We start from the raw sequence: 19,848 nt of genomic DNA on the forward strand, positions 1-19,848 counted from the left end.
ACAGCAGATGACTGTTGCCCAGCTGACCGATTGGCTTCGTGATTGGGTGGCGGTGTCCGCCGGTCTCCCGCGCGAGCAGGTTTCAGCAGACCGCCCGATGGAGGAGTTCGGTCTTTCCTCCCGTGATGCTGTCGCGCTGAGCGGTGAAATTGAGGAACTCCTCGGAATTGCGCTGAGTGCGACGATCGCGTATGAGAACCCGACGATCGCAGCGCTGGCCAAGCGCATCATCGATGGGCCTGAAGAATCGGCTGAAGAAGCGCCGGGCACTGCGCAACCGCAGCGGCCCGCTGCTGTTGCGCACGTCGATATCGCGATCATCGGAATGGCCGCGCGGTTCCCCGGTGGCGCGAACACTCCCGAAGAGATGTGGAATCTTCTCGCGGAAGGCCGTGACGGAATCAGCGACCTGCCTCCTGGCCGTTGGCAGGAGTACGCGGGAGACCCAGTGATCGCTGCGGAGCTGGAGAAAACTCCCACTTTCGGCGGCTACCTCGAGGATGTGAAGAGTTTCGATCACGAATTCTTCGGGATGTCACCGCTTGAAGCGGAGAATGTCGATCCACAGCAGCGGCTTGCACTCGAACTTGCGTGGGAAGCGCTCGAGAACGCGCACATCCCCGCTAGTGATCTGCGGGGCCAGCAGGTCGGTGTCTTCATCGGCAGCTCGTCCAACGACTACAGCCTGCTGACAGTGAGCGACCCGTCGACTGCGCACTACTACGCGCTCACAGGAACATCGTCGAGCATCATCCCGAACCGTGTTTCGTACACGTTCGACTTCCGTGGTCCGTCGATTTCTGTGGACACGGCATGCTCGTCGTCACTGGTGGCGGTGCATCAAGCGGTCCAGAGTCTGCGTTCCGGCGAGTCGGATATTGCGCTGGCGGGCGGTGTGAACATGCTCCTCACCCCTGCCGCCACGCTGGGGTTCGGCGCCGCGGGCGTGCTCGCTCCAGATGGCCGGATCAAGGCGTTCTCGAAGGATGCTGATGGCATCGCGCGTGCGGAAGGCGGCGGACTAGTCGCGCTGAAGCGAATCGACGACGCGGTGGCTGACGGCGACACGATCCTCGGTGTGATTAAAGGGTCCGCTGTCAACTCCGATGGCAGATCCAACGGGCTGACCGCCCCGAATCCAGAATCCCAGGTCGCAGTCCTGCGCGCCGCCTACCGCGATGCGGGAATCGACCCGACAACGGTGGATTACATTGAGGCCCACGGCACGGGCACGCTACTCGGCGACCCTATTGAAGCGGAGGCGCTCAACCGGGTCCTCGGGCGCGGTCGCGACGATCTGCTTCCCACGCTGCTGGGATCGGCGAAAACGAACTTTGGCCACCTTGAGTCAGCGGCAGGCGCAGCTGGGCTCATCAAGGTTTTGCTTTCGATGCGGCATGATTTGTTGCCCGCGACGATCAACTTCACCGGACCCAACCCGTACATTCCTTTTGACGAGGCGAAACTCGAGGTCGTCGACGAAATACGAGAGTGGCCACGGTACTCGGGTACCGCAACCGCAGGCATCTCCGGTTTCGGCTTCGGCGGCACCAACGCGCATGTCGTGGTGCAGGAGTACCACCGTGACGCGGCAGCGGAGCCGCCAGCGCTGGCGCCGCTGACGGAGTCCGGACCGTTCATTTTCCCAGTTTCCGCCGCGGTTCCGTCGCGTCGACGGCTGGCTGCCCGCCAGTTGATCGAATGGCTGGAAACGGACGAGGGTCAGAAGGCGCCGCTCGATGTGATTGCGCGCAGTCTCGCGAAACGAAACCATGGTCGTTCACGCGCAGCCGTCGTGGCGAGCAGTCACGAGGATCTCATCACCGGTCTGCAGGCGATAGCTTCCGGCAAGCCTGGGCCAGGTGTTTTCTCCGCGAACTCACCCGCTGGCAACGCTCCAGTGTGGGTGTTCTCCGGCTTTGGGTCTCAGTTCCGCGGTATGGGCCGCGCGCTGTACGAGGCGGTTCCCGCGTTCGCGGCACGCGTCGACGAAATCGATGCGCTGATGATCGACGAGTCGGGGCACAGCATTAAAAACCTCTTTTTTGACGAAGAGGTGCAGTACGGCGTCGAACTCGCGCAGCTCGGCATCTTCACGATTCAGGTGGCGCTCGGGGCGACGCTGCGTGCGTTCGGCGCCCGCCCAGCTGCCGTCCTGGGCCACTCAGTTGGCGAGGTCGCAGCTGCCGCTGTTTCGGGAGGCCTGCCACTCGACGACGCGGTGCGAGTGATCTGCGCCCGTGCGCGCCTCATGGGTGAGACAGAAGCAGGCCTGAGCGGTGCCGACATCAGACGCATGGCGATCGTCGAGTTTTCGGCAGACGAACTCGCTGACCTGCGCAGCGACTATCCCAGCATCGAAATCTGTGTGTATGCGGCGCCAACGCAGACTGTCATCGGTGGTCCCGACGACGAAGTCCGCGCCGTCGTAGCGCGCGCCGAATCACAGCAGAAGCTTGGTCGGCTGCTCGAGACCAAAGGCGCAGGCCATACCGAGCAGATGGATCCGATCATCGGTGAACTTGCCGCGGAACTCATGGGTATCAACGCACGGCCACCTGAATGCGGAGTTTTCTCGTCCGTCCACGAAGGGCAGAAATTCCCGCGCCGCGGGGCGCCGCTGCACGGAGAGGACTACTGGACAAAGAACGTCCGGCACACGGTGTGGTTCACCCAGGCGGTGAACAACGCCGTTTCAGATGGTTACACGACGTTCGTCGAACTCGCCCCGCACCCTGTCGCCTTGATGTCAGTCGCTGCGACGACCTTCGCCGCTGGGCTGCACGAACCGCAGCTCATTTACACGCAGAACCGCAAGGAAGAATCAGCCGCCACCCTGCTGAATGCGATGGCGCAGCTCTATGTGCATGGGCATGCGCTTGACCTGGCACACGTCGCCGGCTCCGGTGAACTCACGGCACTGCCCCCGACAGCCTGGATAAAGCGGCCACACTGGACACGGGCTCGCGCCGCTACGGGTGGCGGAAGCCAGCGTGTGCCGGGCGCGCACGTCGCGCTTCCTGACGGCCAGCACGCCTGGGAGGTCGTGGCCGGGGCCGTGGCTGATCTCGACAGCCTGGTACTCGGTGCAGCTGCGCAGGTTCTGTCGGATGTCGACTTGGGCGCGGTGATCTACCACGGTGGGTTGCCGGAGGCAGGCACTCTGACCACGATGCTTCACCCACACCCAGGTGGCGCATCGCTGCGCGTGTACGCGCAGAACGGTGACGAATTTTCGCTGGTAGCTGATGCGGTTGTCACCGCTGGCGGTCCGCTGAATGCTCCCGAAACTTTCCACGCTCCGCGTCCGGCTGCGCGTCCAGAAACGCCGGATAGTGATGTCGAACTCGACGAGACCGGCGACCGGTGGGATCCCGAAGGTGATGAGCCCGCCACCGAACGGCTCACCCGCATCATTGCTGAGTCGATGGGGTATTCAGCAGAGGATTTGCCCGCTGAGATACCGCTGATCGAGCTAGGCCTCGACTCGCTGATGGCTGTGCGGATCAAGAATCGCGTCGAATACGAGTTCAATATTCCGCAAGTGCAGGTCCAAGTACTGCGTGACGCAAGCCTGAACGACGTTGACAAATACTTGAGGTTCGCGCTGGAAAACCCGGAAGACGTCGCGTCACTGGCTGACCAGCAACGCGAGGGCACTGCAGCGACACCTCCCGCGATCGAGCAACTGACTGCGAACCCTGAGCAGACGATCCCACCTGTCCCGCCACGGGAAGAGGCGAACGCGCTCGATCAGCGCAGCGTCGCCGAGTCAGCCGGGCTGGAAGTCCCACCACGCGATGCGGCGGAACGACTCGCCTTCGCGCAGTGGGCGACTGTCACCGGGACGTCCGCCGGCGGTATCTTCTCGCCGCTGCCACCGATTGGGGAAAGCGTCGCGGCCACGCTCGCCGCGAAGCTGTCGGAAAGGACAGGCGGCACGATCACCGCTGATGAGGTTCTCTCAGTAGCCACGATCGAAAAGCTTGCCGACCTCGTCCGGACGCACCTAGAAGGGGACGTCGGCCTCGTTCGCACCCTGCGTGCCCCCACCGAGTCCAGCCGCCTCCCGGTTTTCGTTTTCCATCCTGCGGGTGGATCGACGGTGGTGTACGAGCCACTCACGAAGCGACTGCCCACTGACGTCCCGGTTTTCGGCTTTGAACGTGTCGAGGGCGAACTCGTGGGCCGCGTCGACGAGTACCTTCCGGCGCTGCGTGAAATCCAGCCGCACGGGCCGTACGTGCTCGTCGGGTGGTCGTTCGGCGGCGCACTGGCCTATGCGATGGCCCAGCGATTGCGGGCCGCGGGTGAAGAGGTGGCGCTGCTCGGCCTTCTTGACACGGTTTTCCCGTCAGAGCCGATACCCGACACGCCCGAAGAGATCGCGTTGCGCTGGCAGCGTTTCAACGACTTTGCCGCAGTCAACTACGGCTTCCAGTTCCCGTTGCCCATCGATGAGCTCACCAAGAGGGATGACCAGGGCCAGATTCAGCTCCTGCTCGGCATGCTGAAGGACGCGAACCACACGATCAGCGGCGGCATCATCGAGCATCAACGCGCCTCATTCCTGGACAACCGTGCAGTTCAGATGCTCCAGCCTGACCCCTACGAGGGCCCCGTGGTCCTGTATAAGGCTGAGCGGATGCACGACGGCGCGATCCAGCTGGAGCCCCGCTACGCGGAGATCGCGCCGGACGGTGGCTGGGGCTCAGTAGCCCAGGATTTGGAGATCGTTCAGCTCACCGGCGATCACCTCGGCGTTGTCGACGAACCGGTGATCGCGCGCGTTGCCGCTCACCTTGCTGGCAGACTTGATCAGATCGAAAGAAACCGTCGTTCTGCACAGTAAGGAGCACCAGCGCGTGAGCACCACAGCAGCGAAGCTGGCGGACCTTCGAGAAAAACTCGAGAAGGCCAAAGAACCCGGCGCCCCGAGCGCAATCGAAAAGCGCAACGCGAAAGGGCTTCCCTCGCCGCGTGAGCGTATCGACATGCTCCTCGACCACGGTAGCTTCGTCGAGATCGGCGCGCTCGTCAAGGCGCCGGGATCGGCCGACAATCCGTACGGCGATGGAGTGGTGACTGGCCACGGCACCGTCGAGGGTCGGCCCGTGGTTGTGTTCTCCCACGACCTGACTGTTTTCGGCGGAAGCCTCGGTGAGATGTTCGGCCGGAAAGTGTGTGCCGCACTCGACTTCGCGCTGAAGATCGGCTGCCCCGTGGTGGGCATCAATGATTCGGGTGGGGCGCGTGTTCAGGAAGCTGTCACTTCGCTCGCTTTCTACGCGGAGATCGGCAGGCGCCAAATCAAACTCTCCGGCTTAGTCCCCCAAATATCTGTCATGCTCGGCAAATGTGCGGGCGGCGCCGTTTACGGCCCGGCTATCACCGATTACGTTGTCGCCGTCGATGATCAGGCGTACATGTTCATCACGGGACCCGAGATCCTGAAAGCGGTGACAGGCGAAACCATCTCCGCTGAAGACCTCGGCGGCGCACGCAAGCAGGCGGAGTACGGCACGGTCAATCATGTCGCACAAACCGAGGCAGATGCGTTCGCCTGGGTTCGCACACTTCTCGGTTACCTGCCCTCCAACTGCAATGAGGAACCGCCTGTCGTCAACCCCGGTCTGGAACCTGAAATCACGGATTCAGACCGGTCGCTTGACTCCTTCATCCCGGATGCGGACAACTCCGCGTACGACATGCACGAAATCCTGCGGAGAGTATTCGATGACGGCGAGTTCCACGAGATATCGTCCGAATACGCGCGCAGCATAATCGTCGGTTTCAGCCGGATCGACGGCCGCCCAGTCGGTGTGCTCGCGAACCAGCCGCTGCACCTCAGTGGTGCCCTCGACATCGACTCTTCCGAGAAGGCGTCCCGGTTCATCCGCTTCTGCAATGCGTTCGAGATTCCGATCGTCTGTGTGGTCGATGTCCCGGGCTTCCTCCCCGGTCTGGAGCAGGAGCGCAACGGCATCATTCGCCGGGGAGCGAAGATCCTCAATTCGTATCTTGAGGCAGATGTGCCGAAGGTGACCGTGGTTGTGCGTAAAGCGTACGGCGGCGGTTACGCCGTGATGGGTTCGAAGAACCTCGGCGCGGACCTCAACTTTGCCTGGCCCACCGCCCGGATCGCTGTCATGGGCGCGGAGGGCGCGGTCGCACTCCTAAAGCGCAGAGAACTTGCCGCAGCGGGGGACAAAGCCCCGGAACTCCGGCGCAAGTTCATCGACCACTACAACGAGTTCATCTCCACGCCCTACATCGCTGCGGAACGCGGGTACATCGATGCCGTGATCGAACCGTCAGCTACGCGGCTGGAACTCCGCCGGGCTTTGCGTGCGCTGCAGGACAAGGCCCCGGAGCGTATGCCGAAGAAGTATTCGCTTCATCCCGGCTGATCCGCGCCGCCGATTCTGCGCGCCAGGACTGGTAACGGTCTGCCCGCCTCTGAGCGACAGTTTCCATCCACTAACAGTCTGTCGCTCAGAGGTGGGCGATAAAGATATCTGCCCACCTCACCTCTGTGGAGGCGTAGCGCCGACCCATGGGTCGGCTCCGTAGCAAACCGTCCTGCTGCCTACCAGCTGATCTCGCCGGGCGTCCACCGGCCCCAACGCAGCTCCGTGCTGTGTTCGAGGTCAGCTGGGGCGGCCTCCTCGACATGTGGCGTGTAGCGGATGAGCTCGCCCCAGTCCCGGCGCCAATCATCAGCGAGGTAGCTGGCGAGAGTTGTTGGCCGATTCAGAGTGTTGGTGAGCCCGAGCGAGCCGCCAGCCGGGTGGCTTTGCCAGTTGTTCGCGCCTGCGATCACGCCGCGGTCAGGGGTGATCCGGTATTCGGGATTCTGGGCAACGCCGTAGCGGTGCAGGTAAGGCTGCTGGCAGGGGAAATGCAGACCAACAGTCCAGTCGAGCAGCACAGGTGTTGTGGTGCCGACGATGTCCTGCAGTGTCTCAAGCTGGGGTACACGCGGTGGTGTGAGGCCGATCCACTGACGGGGCTCGAGGTCCGCGTCGCGTGCGACGACGCGGACGACATCGGCCTCGGGCGGGATGTCAGCCATCGGAACCCGCAGGTTCCGCCACATGGGGCTGGGGCCCGGGTCGATGGGCTGAATGCGGCCGAGAGCCTCATAATCGTCACCATCGCTGCGGCCGTACTCGAGCTCTACCCGCTGTCCGTACGTGTCGATTCCATCGCTGTCGACTGACGCGATGCGGCCCGCTGCGGTGATCACGACGAGCGGCGTCGCGTCGGACCGCTCGGGCAACTCGTACCAGTCAGTGGTGAGCTCAGCGACATTGCTCTGCTGAGCTTCATGGGTACCCGCGGTGGGGATGCGTGACGGATCAAGCCCGAAGGGCAACGGTACCAAGCTGCCGTTGATCCCAGGCTCGTCCAGTACCCGCGCGTCAAGGGAACCGCCGGTCACGAACGGGCCATCAGGGTCGATGGTGCTGGGTCCGTTGGCCCGTACTTCGATGTCTTCAGGTGCCAGATCGATCCGGAAACCGTTGGGGTCGAAACCCTGGCTGTACTGTCCGGTAAACGCTTCAACCGGGTCGTCGGTACTGACCGGTGTCAGGAACGAGTCATTGGGGTCCGTTTCTACTAAAACGTCGCGGGCGAGGCCACACGGCTCACCGAGTACCGCGTCCACATTCGACCGTCCGATGGAGTAGGACGGGTACTGCGAAACGGCGCCCTTCGCGAGTGACGCGAACTGGAACAGCACCACCAGTCCTGTCACGACGGCGATTGGGGCCGCGAGAGGCACCAGGAACCACTTTCGTTTGCCCTGAGCCTCCGTATACCGGAGATAGAGGAAAGCGCCCACCAGGAGCAGCGCCAGACCGAAAACGAGCACACCCGTCGCTAGCGTGTAGCCCTGGATAGACGGCCGCTTGTCCCACCACGGCACGCCGAAACTTCCCACATACCAGTACGCGTTGGGCCCGGTAGCTGCGTACGCGGCGATGATGACGACTATTCCGGTGAACAACACGCGGTTTCGCGGCGATTGGAAAAGCGGCGTCGTCAGTGCGACGGCCGCAAGCGCCGCAATCGCGGCTCCAATACCCGCGAACGCGCCGAAGTGGTGTACCCACTTGGTCGGTGTAGCTGCGAGGAATCCGAACGACATGATCGACACCGCGAGCAAACGCAGCGTGGGGCCCTTCGCCAGTTTGCTCTTCGACGCGGAGTGAATGATCGCCGCCGCGGCAGTGAAGATACAGACGATCATGATCAGGACTGGGAACCGGCGCGCAATCGATCCGTCGGCAGTCTGACTGAACAGTTCGCTGTATCGGAAGAACTCGTTGTACCAGCTATTAGACGGTCCGATGATGGTTCGGAGGCGGCTGGCTTCGCTGACGGCGGCGAGGGTCTGGTCGTAGAAGATGATGAAGAGGACGGCGGTGCCGGCGGCGAGGAGGGGGCGGTGAGGGCGGCCCGAGGCGAGGGGGGTGTGTTTGTTGCCGGTGGTGGTGTTTGGCGTGAGTTGTTTGGCGCGTTTGATGAGGATGGCGAGCAGGGGGCGCGAGCCGGCGAGCAGGGCGGCAACGGCCATGAGTCCGGTGGGGCCTGCGGCGAGGGAGAACGCGGCGATGATGGTGGCGATGGCGGCGGGGAGCAGGCGTCCGGTGGCGATGGCGCGTTCGACGCTGATCCAGGTGAGCAGGGCGCCGACGGCGATGACGGGTTCGGGGCGCAGGCCGTTGTTGTAGGGGAGCCAGAAGGCGAGGAAGACGGCGGCGGCGGTCCAGTAGACGGCGGGGGTGTGGCGGGCGCGGCGGCCGAGGCGGGGGATGACTTCGCGGGAGATGATCCACCAGCAGAGGATGCTGGCGATGAGGGTGGTGAGGCGGACGAAGGGGCTGGCGGTGGAGAGGGCAGCGAGGGCGGCGGTGACGTCGTAGAACCATCCGAAGGGGGCTTCGGGGACGCCGTACCAGCGGTAGTAGTTGGCCATGTAGCCGGCGTGGCCGGCGACGCGGGCCATGTTGAGGATGTAGCCGTCGTCGGCGGTGTTGGCGCCGATGAAGTACCAGCCGAGCAGGATCGCGCCGACGATGAGGTCGAGGGGGGAGAGTTTCCACCAGGAGGCGGGCAGGAAGCGGCGGTGGCGGCGGCCGTCGGTGAGGTCGAGGCGGTGCAGGGCGGCGAGGGAGACGAGGGTGGCGATGGCGCCGATGGTGATGGCGAGGATTTTCAGCAGGGTGGGGCTGGTGGTGAACCGGGAGTCCACCTCGATGGTGACGTTCAGCCCGTCCGGAGCAGGACCCTCCAAATCCGTAAACACACCCACGACCTGTGGCATGAAGTTGCCCTCACGGGTGGTGGACGCGAGGTCGTCAGAACCGGCAACACCAGTGAACTCGGTGGTGAGCTGATTAGTCGTGATGTTGAGGCGGATCTCGTCGCACCCAGTGATCTGCTCTCTGGGGATCGAGTGCAGGACGCTGTTTCGCGCGACGATCTGAGCCTGGGTTTCGGTGGCGCGGATCTGGAGGCCGAAGCGCTGGCTGTCGGGTGATTGTGCGGGGATGGTGGCCGCGACGAGTCCGCCCTCGTCGGGCAGGTCGTTGAAGACTGCGCAGGGGATGGTGGCGCTGACCTCGACGGGCAGGTAGGAGATGAGGGGCGCTTCGATGCTGGTGGCCTGGTCGTCTTGGGGCCAGCTGATCGTGGTGGTGGTCTGATGCACCGGCAGCAGCGGCGTCGCCACCGCAAGCAGGAACCCGGCCAGACCCGTCAGCAGCGCAACAATGCGCGCAGCCCTTACACCACTGTCAGTCACTGAACCACCCGTCTTCGACGACTCCATTCCCACAGGCACAAGTCACGATGGTATTCGCACAGCGTCCGAATCCCCGCCTGAGCGTACGGATTCTTAGCTTAAGAGTGATCACAAACTCATTTACGTGAGTGCTGTGTTATTGATCGGAGTGTTATCTACCGGATCGGACCAGGATTCCACCGCCCAGACCGCGTAGTAGTATCCAGCGCCAGCTCAGCAGGGACAGCATCGGGATCATAAGGCTCAAAAGTGAGCAGTGAACCCCAGTCTCGATCCCAGTCATCGCGCAGGTAAGTCGGGAGCGCTATAGGTGCGCCCACGAGCGCGGTCACGCCCACGGGACCGCCCCCGTAGCTGCCCTGCGCGATATCCGTGCCAGCTTTGAGTTCGAAATCGCCTGTGATGCGGTACCGCGGCATATCGAGAACACCGTATCTGTGGAGGAAAGGCTGCTGACAGGGGAATGAGAGGCCGACGGACCAGTCGATGAGAACCGGTGATTCGGTACCGACAACATCGCCCAGTGTGCTCATTGCCGGAAGCCTCGGCGGCGTCAGCGCAACCCACTGATCCTCAGCGAGTTCGTCATCGCGAGCTATGACGCGAACGGCGTTGGCTTCCTCCGGGATCGCGGCCATGGGGATGCGGAGATTGCGCCACGACGGGATCGGCCCGATATCAAGCGGCTGGATGCTGCCTTGGACTTCGATGTCAGTTTCCGGGCCACCCTGGGTCCCGTATTCGATCTCGACCACCGGTCCGCGAATACTGCGGCCGAACGGATCTACGGAAGCTACACGTCCCGCGATAGTCATAACGAGCACGGGCGTGTCGTCGGATCGGGCAGGAAGCTCGTACCAGCCCGATGTGAGGGCGCCGCGGCCGCCACCGGGGCGGTAGCTGCCAAGAAGTGGCACCTGCGCCGGATCAAGCCCGAACGGGAGCGGCACAATGCTGTCATTGATGCCAGGAGCCTCCAGCGGACCTGACGTTCCCGTGCCCGTCGGATCTATCGTGGTCAGCTCTTCCTCAGCATCACTCTCGCCCATGGCGACGGGCGTCGATGCTGTGCCGTCATCTTCGAGCGACTCCGGAGTGAGGTCCCCGGCGACGCCGTTCGCGGTGAAACCAGTGTTTTCCCCCTGATCGAGCGCTGTGACTGCGTCGATGTCACCTATCGGTTTGAGAAGCCCTGCTGTGGGATCAGTCTCAACCAGCACGTCCCTCGCCATTCCGCACGGCTCGCCACCGACGGCATCAAAGTTGGCGCGCGCCACGGAATACGCAGGGTATTGACTTACCGCGCCCACCGTCATTGACACGAGCTGCCAGATGACCACAGCGAAGGACACGATCATGACGGGTGCTGTGGTCACCACGCGGACCGGCCAGGGTGGGTCGAACTTTCCTTTGCGGAGCTCGAGATAGTGGAAAATCGCCGCCGCTATGAGCAGCAGCAGCGTCAGGGCCAGGAGCCAGTTCGCCACACCGCGCCCCAGGAACAGCGGGGGCCTGTCATCGAAGGGCACCCCATAGTTGGAGACGTGCCACCAGCGGTTTGTGCCGGTCAGCGCGAAGGCGACAACGAACATCAGCACAGACAGCGCGAGAAGGCGGTTACGGGCGGACCGAAGGATCGTCGGGCCCATCGCGATGGCCGTGAGTGCGGCCACAGCAGCACCGACTCCGGCGAACGCGCCGAAGTGGTGCGTCCACTTGGTGGGTGTCAGTGTCAGGAACAGCAGTGAACCGACCGTTACGCCGAGGATGCGCGCGGCAGGGCCGGTCGGTACTCCAGGCAGGCCACCCCTACGGATGATCGCCGCTGCGGAGATCGTGATGCAGAAGAACAAAATCAGTACAGCGAAACGCCGTGACAGCGAGCCATCCGAGGCAGGACCGAACAGTTCCTCATATCGGACCATTTCCTCGTACCACGTCAATGACGGGCCCACCGCAGTGCGGAGGCGGCTGGCTTCGCTGACGGCGGCGAGGGTCTGGTCCCGGAAAACAATGAAGAGGACGGCGGTGCCTGCGGCAAGGAGGGGGGCGGTGAGGGCGGCCCAGGCGAGGGGGGTGTGTTTGTTGCCGGTGGTGGTGTTTTGGCTGAGTTGTTTGGCGCGTTTGATGAGGATGGCGAGCAGGGGGCGCGAGCCGGCGAGCAGGGCGGCAACGGCCATGAGTCCGGTGGGGCCTGCGGCGAGGGAGAACGCGGCGATGATGGTGGCGATGGCGGCGGGGAGCAGGCGTCCGGTGGCGATGGCGCGTTCGACGCTGATCCAGGTGAGCAGGGCGCCGACGGCGATGACGGGTTCGGGGCGCAGGCCGTTGTTGTAGGGGAGCCAGAAGGCGAGGAAGACGGCGGCGGCGGTCCAGTAGACGGCGGGGGTGTGGCGGGCGCGGCGGCCGAGGCGGGGGATGACTTCGCGGGAGATGATCCACCAGCAGAGGATGCTGGCGATGAGGGTGGTGAGGCGGACGAAGGGGCTGGCGGTGGAGAGGGCAGCGAGGGCGGCGGTGACGTCGTAGAACCATCCGAAGGGGGCTTCGGGGACGCCGTACCAGCGGTAGTAGTTGGCCATGTAGCCGGCGTGGCCGGCGACGCGGGCCATGTTGAGGATGTAGCCGTCGTCGGCGGTGTTGGCGCCGATGAAGTACCAGCCGAGCAGGATCGCGCCGACGATGAGGTCGAGGGGGGAGAGTTTCCACCAGGAGGCGGGCAGGAAGCGGCGGTGGCGGCGGCCGTCGGTGAGGTCGAGGCGGTGCAGGGCGGCGAGGGAGACGAGGGTGGCGATGGCGCCGATGGTGATGGCGAGGATTTTCAGCAGGGTGGGGCTGGTGGTGAACCGGGAGTCCACCTCGATGGTGACGTTCAGCCCGTCCGGAGCAGGACCCTCCAAATCCGAAAACACACCCACGACGTACGGCATCTGGTTGCCGTCGCGGATCTGGGGCTCCACATCAATACCCGCGAATTCGGCAGTGACCGCGCCTTTTGTGATCCCTACTAGAAGCTGATCACAGTTCGCGAGTTCTTCGAGCGGCTGCGACGCGACCAGCGCGTTCCTGACCAGCACCTCAGCCTGGGTTTCGGTGGCGCGGATCTGGAGGCCGAAGCGCTGGCTGTCGGGTGATTGTGCGGGGATGGTGGCTGCGACGAGTCCGCCCTCGTCGGGCAGGTCGTTGAAGACTGCGCAGGGGATGGTGGCGCTGACCTCGACGGGCAGGTAGGAGATGAGGGGCGCTTCGATGCTGGTGGCCTGGTCGTCTTGGGGCCAGCTGATCGTGGTGGTGGTCTGATGCACCGGCAGCAGCGGCGTCGCCACCGCAAGCAGGAACCCGGCCAGACCCGTCAGCAGCGCAACAATGCGCGCGACGCGTAGGCGACCATCAGATTTCGAACCACCAGAACTCGGCACAATCCCCGATGGTATTCGTACGGTGTGGCATTACCTTCCGACGGGCCGTCGCCGGGAACCTGAGTTTGCTATTCGCGGGGGTAATCGTCGTCTTCGGGGACCTCCTGAAGCTGTTCAGCTACGTCGGCCTCGTTGGCACCGAAAATCTCTGATGCGCTGATGGACGGAGACGAGCCGGTGTCTTCGTCAGCTCCCACTGAGAGTTCCTGTTCGAGGCGGTCAGCCTCGGGCACATCCTCGGAAGTGGACGGAACCCTGCGGGAAGACGGAATTCGTGCTGACATCGTGCTCCTCCTTACATCTCTGTCGAGAAGTGAGCCCGCTGGTGAGCTGCACGGCTTCTAGCTTGCCTATCCAGTGTAGTGAACATGGGTCGGGGCGCTACCCGTCCCGCTGCCAGTACGACTTCACCACCTCGAGTCCCGGTGGAGGGCGCAAATCGGACAAAAAGTGGTATGTCGGGTAGCAGAGTCAGGTCTGGGCGAGACCAAATCCGGACGATATGCTCAATCCGGCTCCTGGAGGTGTCATATGCGTATCCGTGTGCTGCTTGCAGCTTTCGTGGTGTGTTCAGTCTCCGCGTGTGGTGGCGAGCAACCGGCAGTGGAAACTACGGAACCGCCACCAGTCGAGCCGGCAACCGAAGGCGCGGCCACTGCTGCTGAGCCGCAACAGCCTGCACTCGAGTCAGACGACAGCCCGGCTGGGACGGGCATCATTGCTGCGGGCAGTGAGTTCGGCGACATGCTCTACGACGATTCGGGACAGGCGATTTACCTATTCGACGTCGAAAGCGACGGCGAGCCACTGTGCTACGAACAGTGCGCGCTCGCCTGGCCTCCAGTATTGACCGAGGGCGAGCCCGTGGGGGCCGACGGGGTCGTCACCGAATTGCTGGGAACTGTCGAGCGTACGGACGGCGCCACCCAAGTCACCTACAACGATTGGCCGTTGTACTTCTACGCGGCCGAAGAGCCGTGGGAGGTTAAGTGCCACAACGTCTTCGGCTTCGGCGGGTTGTGGCTTGTCGTGACACCAGAAGGCGAGGCGGCGCCGCATTGACAGCGCCCGTGGCGGCAGGGTCTGCCGCGTTGGTCTCCTCCGCCTGAAATCGTTAGACCCGAATGTGGATAGCTTCGTCCTGCAAGCGCGCGGCGTAGATCGGCACGGGTTCGACCTCCCCCGTGGTGCAAAGGCCTGATTCGAAAGCGAACGCGTATTGGTGCAGCGGACACACCACGACGTCCGAGTCGATCTGCCCGTCCGCGAGCGGGCCGCCTCTGTGTGGACACACGGCAGTAGTCGCTCGAACTGATCCGTCCGGCAACAGGAACACCGCGATCTGGTGGCCATCAACGACAAACGTGCGTCCCTCACCGGGCGTGAGGTCGCGGACATGACCGACACTTACCCAACTCATCGGACAGGTACCCGTGGTAGCGGCAGTAGCGGCAGCGCCGACGCGAACTGCGCGGGCGAACGCGGCGCGGCGCGCTCAAGCCAGGGGTCACGGTAGCCCTCTACCGAAAGCTGCAGGCGTGCGTCGAGTTCCGCGGCGATTCCCTCCGAATCATCAAGCAGCACCGATTTGAGGGTGTCGAGACCGACTCGAGGAACGAAGTCGTAGGTGCGTTCCAGCCATTTGGCGTTCTCGCGGTAGTACTGAACGAATCGCCCGCACAGCAGTAGGACCTCGTCCGGAGTTTCGACGGTCGTGAAGAGATCACCCTTACGGATGTGAGCGCCTGCCGCGCCACCTAGATAGATTTCCCAGCCGGAGCCGACCGCGACGACGCCGACGTCTTTGCACAACGCCTCACTACAATTTCGGGGACAGCCCGCCACCGCCATTTTCAGCTTCGCCGGCGACTCGAGGCCCTGCAACCGAGTCTCCAGCTCAACTCCGAGGGCAGTTGAATCGCCGAGCCCGTACCGGCAGAAATCGCTGCCGACACACGTCTTCACGGTGCGCATCGACTTTCCGTAAGCGAAGCCGGAAGGCATCCCAAGATCTTCCCAGACGCGGGGGAGTTCTTCCTTCTTGATGCCCAGCAGATCGATCCGCTGGCCACCGGTCACTTTCACCATCGGTACGTTGTATTTGTCGGCGACGTCCGCGATTTTGCGCAATTGATCGGGCGTGGTGACGCCACCCTTCATTTGCGGAACGACGGAGAAAGTGCCGTCGCGCTGGATGTTCGCGTGCACACGGTCGTTGATGAAGAGCGCTCCACGCTCGTCGGCCCAGTCCGGTCCCCAGATGATTCGCAGCAGGGACGCCAGGGGCATCTTCGCGGTGGCGTCCTCCTTGCCGTCAACGGCGAGGTCGGCGAAAACTGCCGACACAGACCGCAGCCCACGATCGCGGACTTCGGCAATAAGCTGTGGTTTTGTCAATGGGATGCAAGGAACGTAGTAGTCGGCTGCCGGGTCGGGCTCGAGAGTTCCGCCTGCGGCGCACGCCACGATATCGCCCACGAGGTTTTTGCAGGACCCGCAACCCTTTCCGGCCCGGGTTTGCGCAATCACCTCGGAAAGCGACGACGCTCCACGGTGGACGCAATCGACGATCGCGCCCTTGGTGACGCCATTGCAGTTGCAAACCTGCGCGTCATCAGCAAGTTCCATGGCGCCGGTTGTTTCTCCGGGCCCGCCCAGGTCGAACAACATGCTGATGCGTTCCTCTGGCAGGGGTACCTTGTCGTCGAATGCCTGGCTCAGGTACCCGATCTTGCTGACGTCTCCAAGCAGCATTGCCCCGATGAGTTTGCCGTCGCGGACGACGACACTTTTGTACACGCCAGTCGAAGGCTCGTAAAACTGAACGAACTCGTCATCGTCTCGCTCAGGTCCCTTCACACCCATCGCGGCGACGTCGATGCCCGCGACCTTTAGCTTCGTGGTGATGCGAGAGCCGTGATACGCGGCGTCGGGGTTGGCTCCAGTGAGATGATCGGCGAGTGTGACTGCCTGCTCCCACACCGGTGCGACGAGACCGTAGACCTCGCCGCGGTGTTGCACGCATTCCCCAACCGCGTAGATGGCGCTTTCGTCTTCGCAGCGCATGTGGTCGTCGACCACGATTCCGCGCTCCACGATGACTCCACCAGCCCGCGCGAACTCGGTGTTGGGCCGGATACCAGCAGTGACGACGACCATGTCGGCGGGGAGATCGGTCCCGTCGGCGAACCCAACGCCCGTGACGTCGTCTGCCGCGTCCCGGTGCACGGAGGTCGTACGCGCGCCGGTGTGTACAGCGATCCCCAACTTTTCGATTTCCCTGCGCAGCACGTTTCCGCCGCGCTCGTCGAGTTGCTGGTTCATCAGGTAGCTGGGCGAATGCACCACATCGACAGTGAGCCCTTGGGTGCGCAGGCCGTACGCCGCTTCCAGCCCCAGTAACCCACCACCGATGACTACAGCGTGTGTCTTGTCGCGGGAGTGCGCCATCTGCAGCATCCCGTTGGTGTCCTCGATGTTCCTGAAACCGAAGACACCTTTCATCAGGTGGCCATCGGAGGCGCGGAGGCCGTCGATGTTCGGAAAGAAACTCGTCGAACCCGTCGCGATGATCAGGGTGTCGTAGCTGACCGACCGTCCGCTTTCGCATCGCACGTATTTGGCGAAGCGGTCAAGTCGGGTCGCGCGATCACCTGCGTAGAGGGTCACGCCGTTGTCCCGGTACCAGCTCATCGGATTCAGCAGCAGATCATCGTCGTCGATCGTGGCCTCACCAGCCAGAACGTGCGAGAGCATGATGCGGTTATAGTTGCCGTACGGCTCATCACCGATCATGGTGATGTCGAACTGCTCCTTGCCGCCACGGTGGATGATCTCTTCGACTGTCCGCGCCCCGGCCATCCCGTTGCCGATGACGAGAAGGCGCCTCCGCGTCATATCAGTACCAGCCCGAAGTCGATGACGACCTCGCCGGAGCATCCCTTCGGCGCGGCGACGTGCAGTTCCAGTCGGGTATCGGGGTCGACGTCTTCAACGACGCGGAGGGGAATGTTAACCGCGCCCTGTGCGGCCATGGGGAATATCCGCATCGTGGTCCCGTCTCGAACCAATGTGACCGTGACAAGGCTGGAGCCTGTGTGGCCGCCACGGAAGTAGAGCGGCTGCGCGAGGTGACCTGACGGAACGGTGAACGCCATCGAATCGTCGATCAGCCTCGGCTTGTCGAGACCTTTCCCGCTGAACGGGAAGACGCCGTGCAGGAACTGAGGTGTGCTCAACATAAACCGAGCGTCTCGCGCTGCGGTGTCTGCCGCGCTACCTGGGCGTTACGGGCCCGTCAGGAACTCCTCACGGGTGCTGTAGGACCGCGGCCAGAAGCACCCAAATGCACTAGAAGTGGGCAGCTGCGCAGGAAATTGCTAACGCAGCTGCCCACTTCTAGTGCGGGTGCATCTTCGGGCTAGATCGGGAGCTTTCGGAAGAGCGGTCGGGGTACGTGCCGTAGCGCGGACATGACGAAGCGATACGGCGCAGGAGCCCACACGAGTTCTTTGCCCTTGCGCGACGCGTTGACGGCGATCCGTGCGACTTCTTCGGCGGTGATTGTCATGGGAGCTTCGTCCATACCGTCGGTCATCTTGGTGCGAACCATGCCCGGGCGCACCACGGTGACGCGAACACCGAACGGACGCAACGCTTCGCCAAGCCCGAGGTAGAAACCGTCGAATCCGGCTTTGCTCGAACCGTAGACGAAATTCGACCGGCGGACCCGCTCCCCAGCGACTGACGACAGCGCGATTATCCGTCCGTAGCCCTGGGCTTTCAGTTTGTCGCCGATGAGCACGCCAGCAGAGACCGCAGCGGTGTAATTGACGGTTGCGAGCTCGACAGCTTTGACCTGGTCCTGCCACATTTCTTCGGCATCACCGAGGAGCCCGAATGCCACTACAGCGACGTCAATGTCATTGCCGGAGAAGGCTTCGTCGATGGACTTTTCGTGGCTGGACGCGTCGAGCGCATCGAAGTCGACCAGAACGACGGTGGCCCCCGCGTGTCGCATGCGGCTGGCTGCGGCCTCACGGCGATCTGAGGGCCGCGCTGCCAGCACGACGCGGACAGGCCCTGCTGCGAGGTACTGCTCAGCGATAGCGAGCGCGATGTCTGACGTGCCGCCGAGCAGCAGTATGGACTTGGGATTGCCAACAGCATCGATCATAGGAGTTCCAGCCTTCTGGCGAGATCGGAGACAAAGACACCATTCGGATCCACGGAGCGGCGGACCTTGATCCACTCGTCAATCCGCGGATACATCGCATGGAAGGTTTCCGCAGTGGTACGCGAATCCTTGGCGAGGTAGAGACGACCACCCATTTCGAGAACACGACGATCCAGGTCTGTGACGAGTTCGTGGAGACCGGGCTTGATCGGGAAGTCGACGCAGATGTTCCACCCAGGCATGGGAAAGGACAGCGGCGCGTCATTGCCTGGACCGAATCTCTTAAACACGTTGAGGAACGAGTAGTGGCCGCTGTGCGCAATGTCGCGGATGATTGCCCGGAATTCATCGACCGCGCTTATGGGAACAATGAATTGGTACTGGAGGAAGCCAGTCGTTCCGTAGGCGCGGTTCCATTCACCGAAGAGATCGAGCGGGTGATAGAACTGCGTGAGGTTTTGCACCTTGTTCCGGTAGGTGCCGGACTTCTGATACCAAACCTCACCGAGCATGCCGAAGGTGAACTTGTTGCCCATCCCGTTCGGGAACACGTCGGGCAGCGTCATCAATGTCGGCGCGTCGAACTTCAGCGGGTCTTTTTGCAGCTTCTTCGGAAGCTCGTCCAATTTGGCGAGCGATCCTCGCGAGATCGCGGCCCGGCCTAGCTTGGGGCCCTTGGAGATCGCATCGAACCATCCCGAGGAGTAGTCGTACTGATCCTCACTGCCGTCGCTGTGCAGGGCGATCGTCTCATCCAGATTCCGCGTGCGGTCACCGTCGGCGATGAAGTACGCGGTTTCCGTCGGCGTCATCTTGATGACTGCCCGCAAGATGATCCCCGTGAGCCCCTGACCGCCCACGGTGGCCCAGAACAGTTCGGAGTTCTTTCCGTGTGGCGTGAGCGTACGAACCTGGCCATCTGCGGTGAGCAGATCCATTGACACCACGTGATTGCCGAAGCTCCCCGCGCTGTGATGGTTCTTGCCGTGAATGTCGGACCCGATCGCCCCGCCGATGGTGACCTGGCGGGTCCCCGGGAGGACCGGAACCCACAGCCCGAACGGCAGTGCCGCCTTCATCAGCTGATCGAGGTTGACGCCCGCATCAACGTCCACGAGCTGGGTGTCCGCGTCGATCGAATGAATCCGGTTGATCGGATTCATATCGATGACGAGGCCACCGGCGTTTTGTGCCGGGTCGCCATAGGAGCGGCCCAACCCCCGCGCGATGATTCCCCGCTGGAGGTAGGAGGGTTTGCTTTCGGCCTTTTCGCTGGCCATGCGCACGGCCTTGGCGATGAGCTCAACGTCGGGCGTCGAAAGCACCTGAGCTGTGGTCGGCGCGGTACGTGCCCAGCCCATTAGCGTCTTTGTCTGAGTGGGCAGTTCCGGGCTGAACCCCGGAGCGCCTGATTTGGCAGTCGTTGACATCGAGGTAGA

Annotated in this window: 11 protein-coding genes; 3 read left to right on the forward strand and 8 right to left on the reverse strand. The window is 63.1% G+C overall.

Annotated elements, in window-relative coordinates; translation table 11 throughout:
* Positions 1–7 precede the first annotated feature (7 nt).
* Positions 8–4,852 carry a type I polyketide synthase gene (locus AS9A_RS00530; RefSeq protein WP_041451321.1) on the forward strand — a complete coding sequence of 1,615 codons (4,845 nt, stop codon included), beginning with the start codon at positions 8–10 and terminating at the stop codon, positions 4,850–4,852.
* A 13-nt stretch (positions 4,853–4,865) separates the two neighbouring features.
* Positions 4,866–6,410 carry an acyl-CoA carboxylase subunit beta gene (locus AS9A_RS00535; RefSeq protein WP_013804921.1) on the forward strand — a complete coding sequence of 515 codons (1,545 nt, stop codon included), beginning with the start codon at positions 4,866–4,868 and terminating at the stop codon, positions 6,408–6,410.
* Positions 6,411–6,589: 179 nt separating this feature from the next.
* On the opposite strand, the gene AS9A_RS00540 is transcribed toward AS9A_RS00535, so the two are convergent.
* From AS9A_RS00540 to AS9A_RS00550, 3 genes are all read right to left on the reverse strand, one after another.
* Positions 6,590–9,841, reverse strand: a complete 3,252-nt coding sequence (locus AS9A_RS00540) for an arabinosyltransferase domain-containing protein (protein ID WP_013804922.1) — start codon at positions 9,839–9,841, stop codon at positions 6,590–6,592.
* 128 nt (positions 9,842–9,969) lie between these two features.
* On the reverse strand, positions 9,970–13,233 hold the full coding sequence (locus AS9A_RS00545) for an arabinosyltransferase domain-containing protein (RefSeq protein ID WP_013804923.1): 3,264 nt from the start codon (positions 13,231–13,233) through the stop codon (positions 9,970–9,972).
* 68 nt (positions 13,234–13,301) lie between these two features.
* On the reverse strand, positions 13,302–13,517 hold the full coding sequence (locus AS9A_RS00550; RefSeq protein ID WP_013804924.1) for a hypothetical protein: 216 nt from the start codon (positions 13,515–13,517) through the stop codon (positions 13,302–13,304).
* Between the two features lie 247 nt (positions 13,518–13,764).
* On the opposite strand from AS9A_RS00550, the gene AS9A_RS23050 reads away from it, so the two are divergent.
* Positions 13,765–14,295: a COG4315 family predicted lipoprotein gene (locus AS9A_RS23050; protein ID WP_013804925.1), complete on the forward strand. Its 531-nt coding sequence runs from the start codon at positions 13,765–13,767 to the stop codon at positions 14,293–14,295.
* Positions 14,296–14,347: 52 nt separating this feature from the next.
* Here AS9A_RS23050 and AS9A_RS00560 read toward each other — a convergent pair whose 3' ends face one another.
* The 5 genes from AS9A_RS00560 to AS9A_RS00580 all read right to left on the reverse strand — a co-directional run bounded on the left by AS9A_RS00560 (position 14,348) and on the right by AS9A_RS00580 (position 19,839).
* The gene (locus AS9A_RS00560) at positions 14,348–14,653 is read right to left on the reverse strand and encodes a Rieske (2Fe-2S) protein (RefSeq protein ID WP_013804926.1); all 306 of its coding nucleotides are present in this window, start codon (positions 14,651–14,653) and stop codon (positions 14,348–14,350) included.
* Positions 14,650–17,130, reverse strand: coding sequence for a nitrite reductase large subunit NirB (gene nirB / locus AS9A_RS00565; RefSeq protein ID WP_013804927.1), 2,481 nt, complete (start codon positions 17,128–17,130; stop codon positions 14,650–14,652). The genes AS9A_RS00560 and nirB overlap by 4 nt, the downstream gene beginning before the upstream one ends.
* Entirely contained in the window at positions 17,127–17,474 is a 348-nt protein-coding gene (locus tag AS9A_RS00570; protein WP_013804928.1) for a hypothetical protein, read from the reverse strand. Before AS9A_RS00570 ends, nirB begins: the two co-directional genes overlap by 4 nt.
* Positions 17,475–17,653: 179 nt before the next feature.
* A complete protein-coding gene (locus AS9A_RS00575; protein ID WP_013804929.1) occupies positions 17,654–18,409 on the reverse strand; it encodes a decaprenylphospho-beta-D-erythro-pentofuranosid-2-ulose 2-reductase in 756 nt (251 codons plus the stop codon).
* Complete coding sequence (locus tag AS9A_RS00580) at positions 18,406–19,839, reverse strand: FAD-binding oxidoreductase (RefSeq protein WP_013804930.1); 1,434 nt, start codon at positions 19,837–19,839, stop codon at positions 18,406–18,408. The genes AS9A_RS00575 and AS9A_RS00580 overlap by 4 nt, the downstream gene beginning before the upstream one ends.
* Between the last annotated feature and the right edge of the window lie 9 nt (positions 19,840–19,848).

This window comes from Hoyosella subflava DQS3-9A1 (genome assembly GCF_000214175.1).
GTDB classification, from domain to species: Bacteria; Actinomycetota; Actinomycetes; order Mycobacteriales; family Mycobacteriaceae; genus Hoyosella; species Hoyosella subflava.

What these genes read in the sequence shown, in the direction of transcription:
- AS9A_RS00530 (WP_041451321.1), top strand. Translation starts at nt 8, where the DNA reads ATGACTGTTGCCCAGCTGACCGATTGGCTTCGTGATTGGGTGGCGGTG.
- AS9A_RS00540 (WP_013804922.1), bottom strand. Translation starts at nt 9,841, where the DNA reads ATGGAGTCGTCGAAGACGGGTGGTTCAGTGACTGACAGTGGTGTAAGG.
- AS9A_RS00550 (WP_013804924.1), bottom strand. Translation starts at nt 13,517, where the DNA reads ATGTCAGCACGAATTCCGTCTTCCCGCAGGGTTCCGTCCACTTCCGAG.
- AS9A_RS23050 (WP_013804925.1), top strand. Translation starts at nt 13,765, where the DNA reads ATGCGTATCCGTGTGCTGCTTGCAGCTTTCGTGGTGTGTTCAGTCTCC.
- AS9A_RS00560 (WP_013804926.1), bottom strand. Translation starts at nt 14,653, where the DNA reads ATGAGTTGGGTAAGTGTCGGTCATGTCCGCGACCTCACGCCCGGTGAG.
- nirB (WP_013804927.1), bottom strand. Translation starts at nt 17,130, where the DNA reads ATGACGCGGAGGCGCCTTCTCGTCATCGGCAACGGGATGGCCGGGGCG.
- AS9A_RS00570 (WP_013804928.1), bottom strand. Translation starts at nt 17,474, where the DNA reads ATGTTGAGCACACCTCAGTTCCTGCACGGCGTCTTCCCGTTCAGCGGG.
- AS9A_RS00575 (WP_013804929.1), bottom strand. Translation starts at nt 18,409, where the DNA reads ATGATCGATGCTGTTGGCAATCCCAAGTCCATACTGCTGCTCGGCGGC.
- AS9A_RS00580 (WP_013804930.1), bottom strand. Translation starts at nt 19,839, where the DNA reads ATGTCAACGACTGCCAAATCAGGCGCTCCGGGGTTCAGCCCGGAACTG.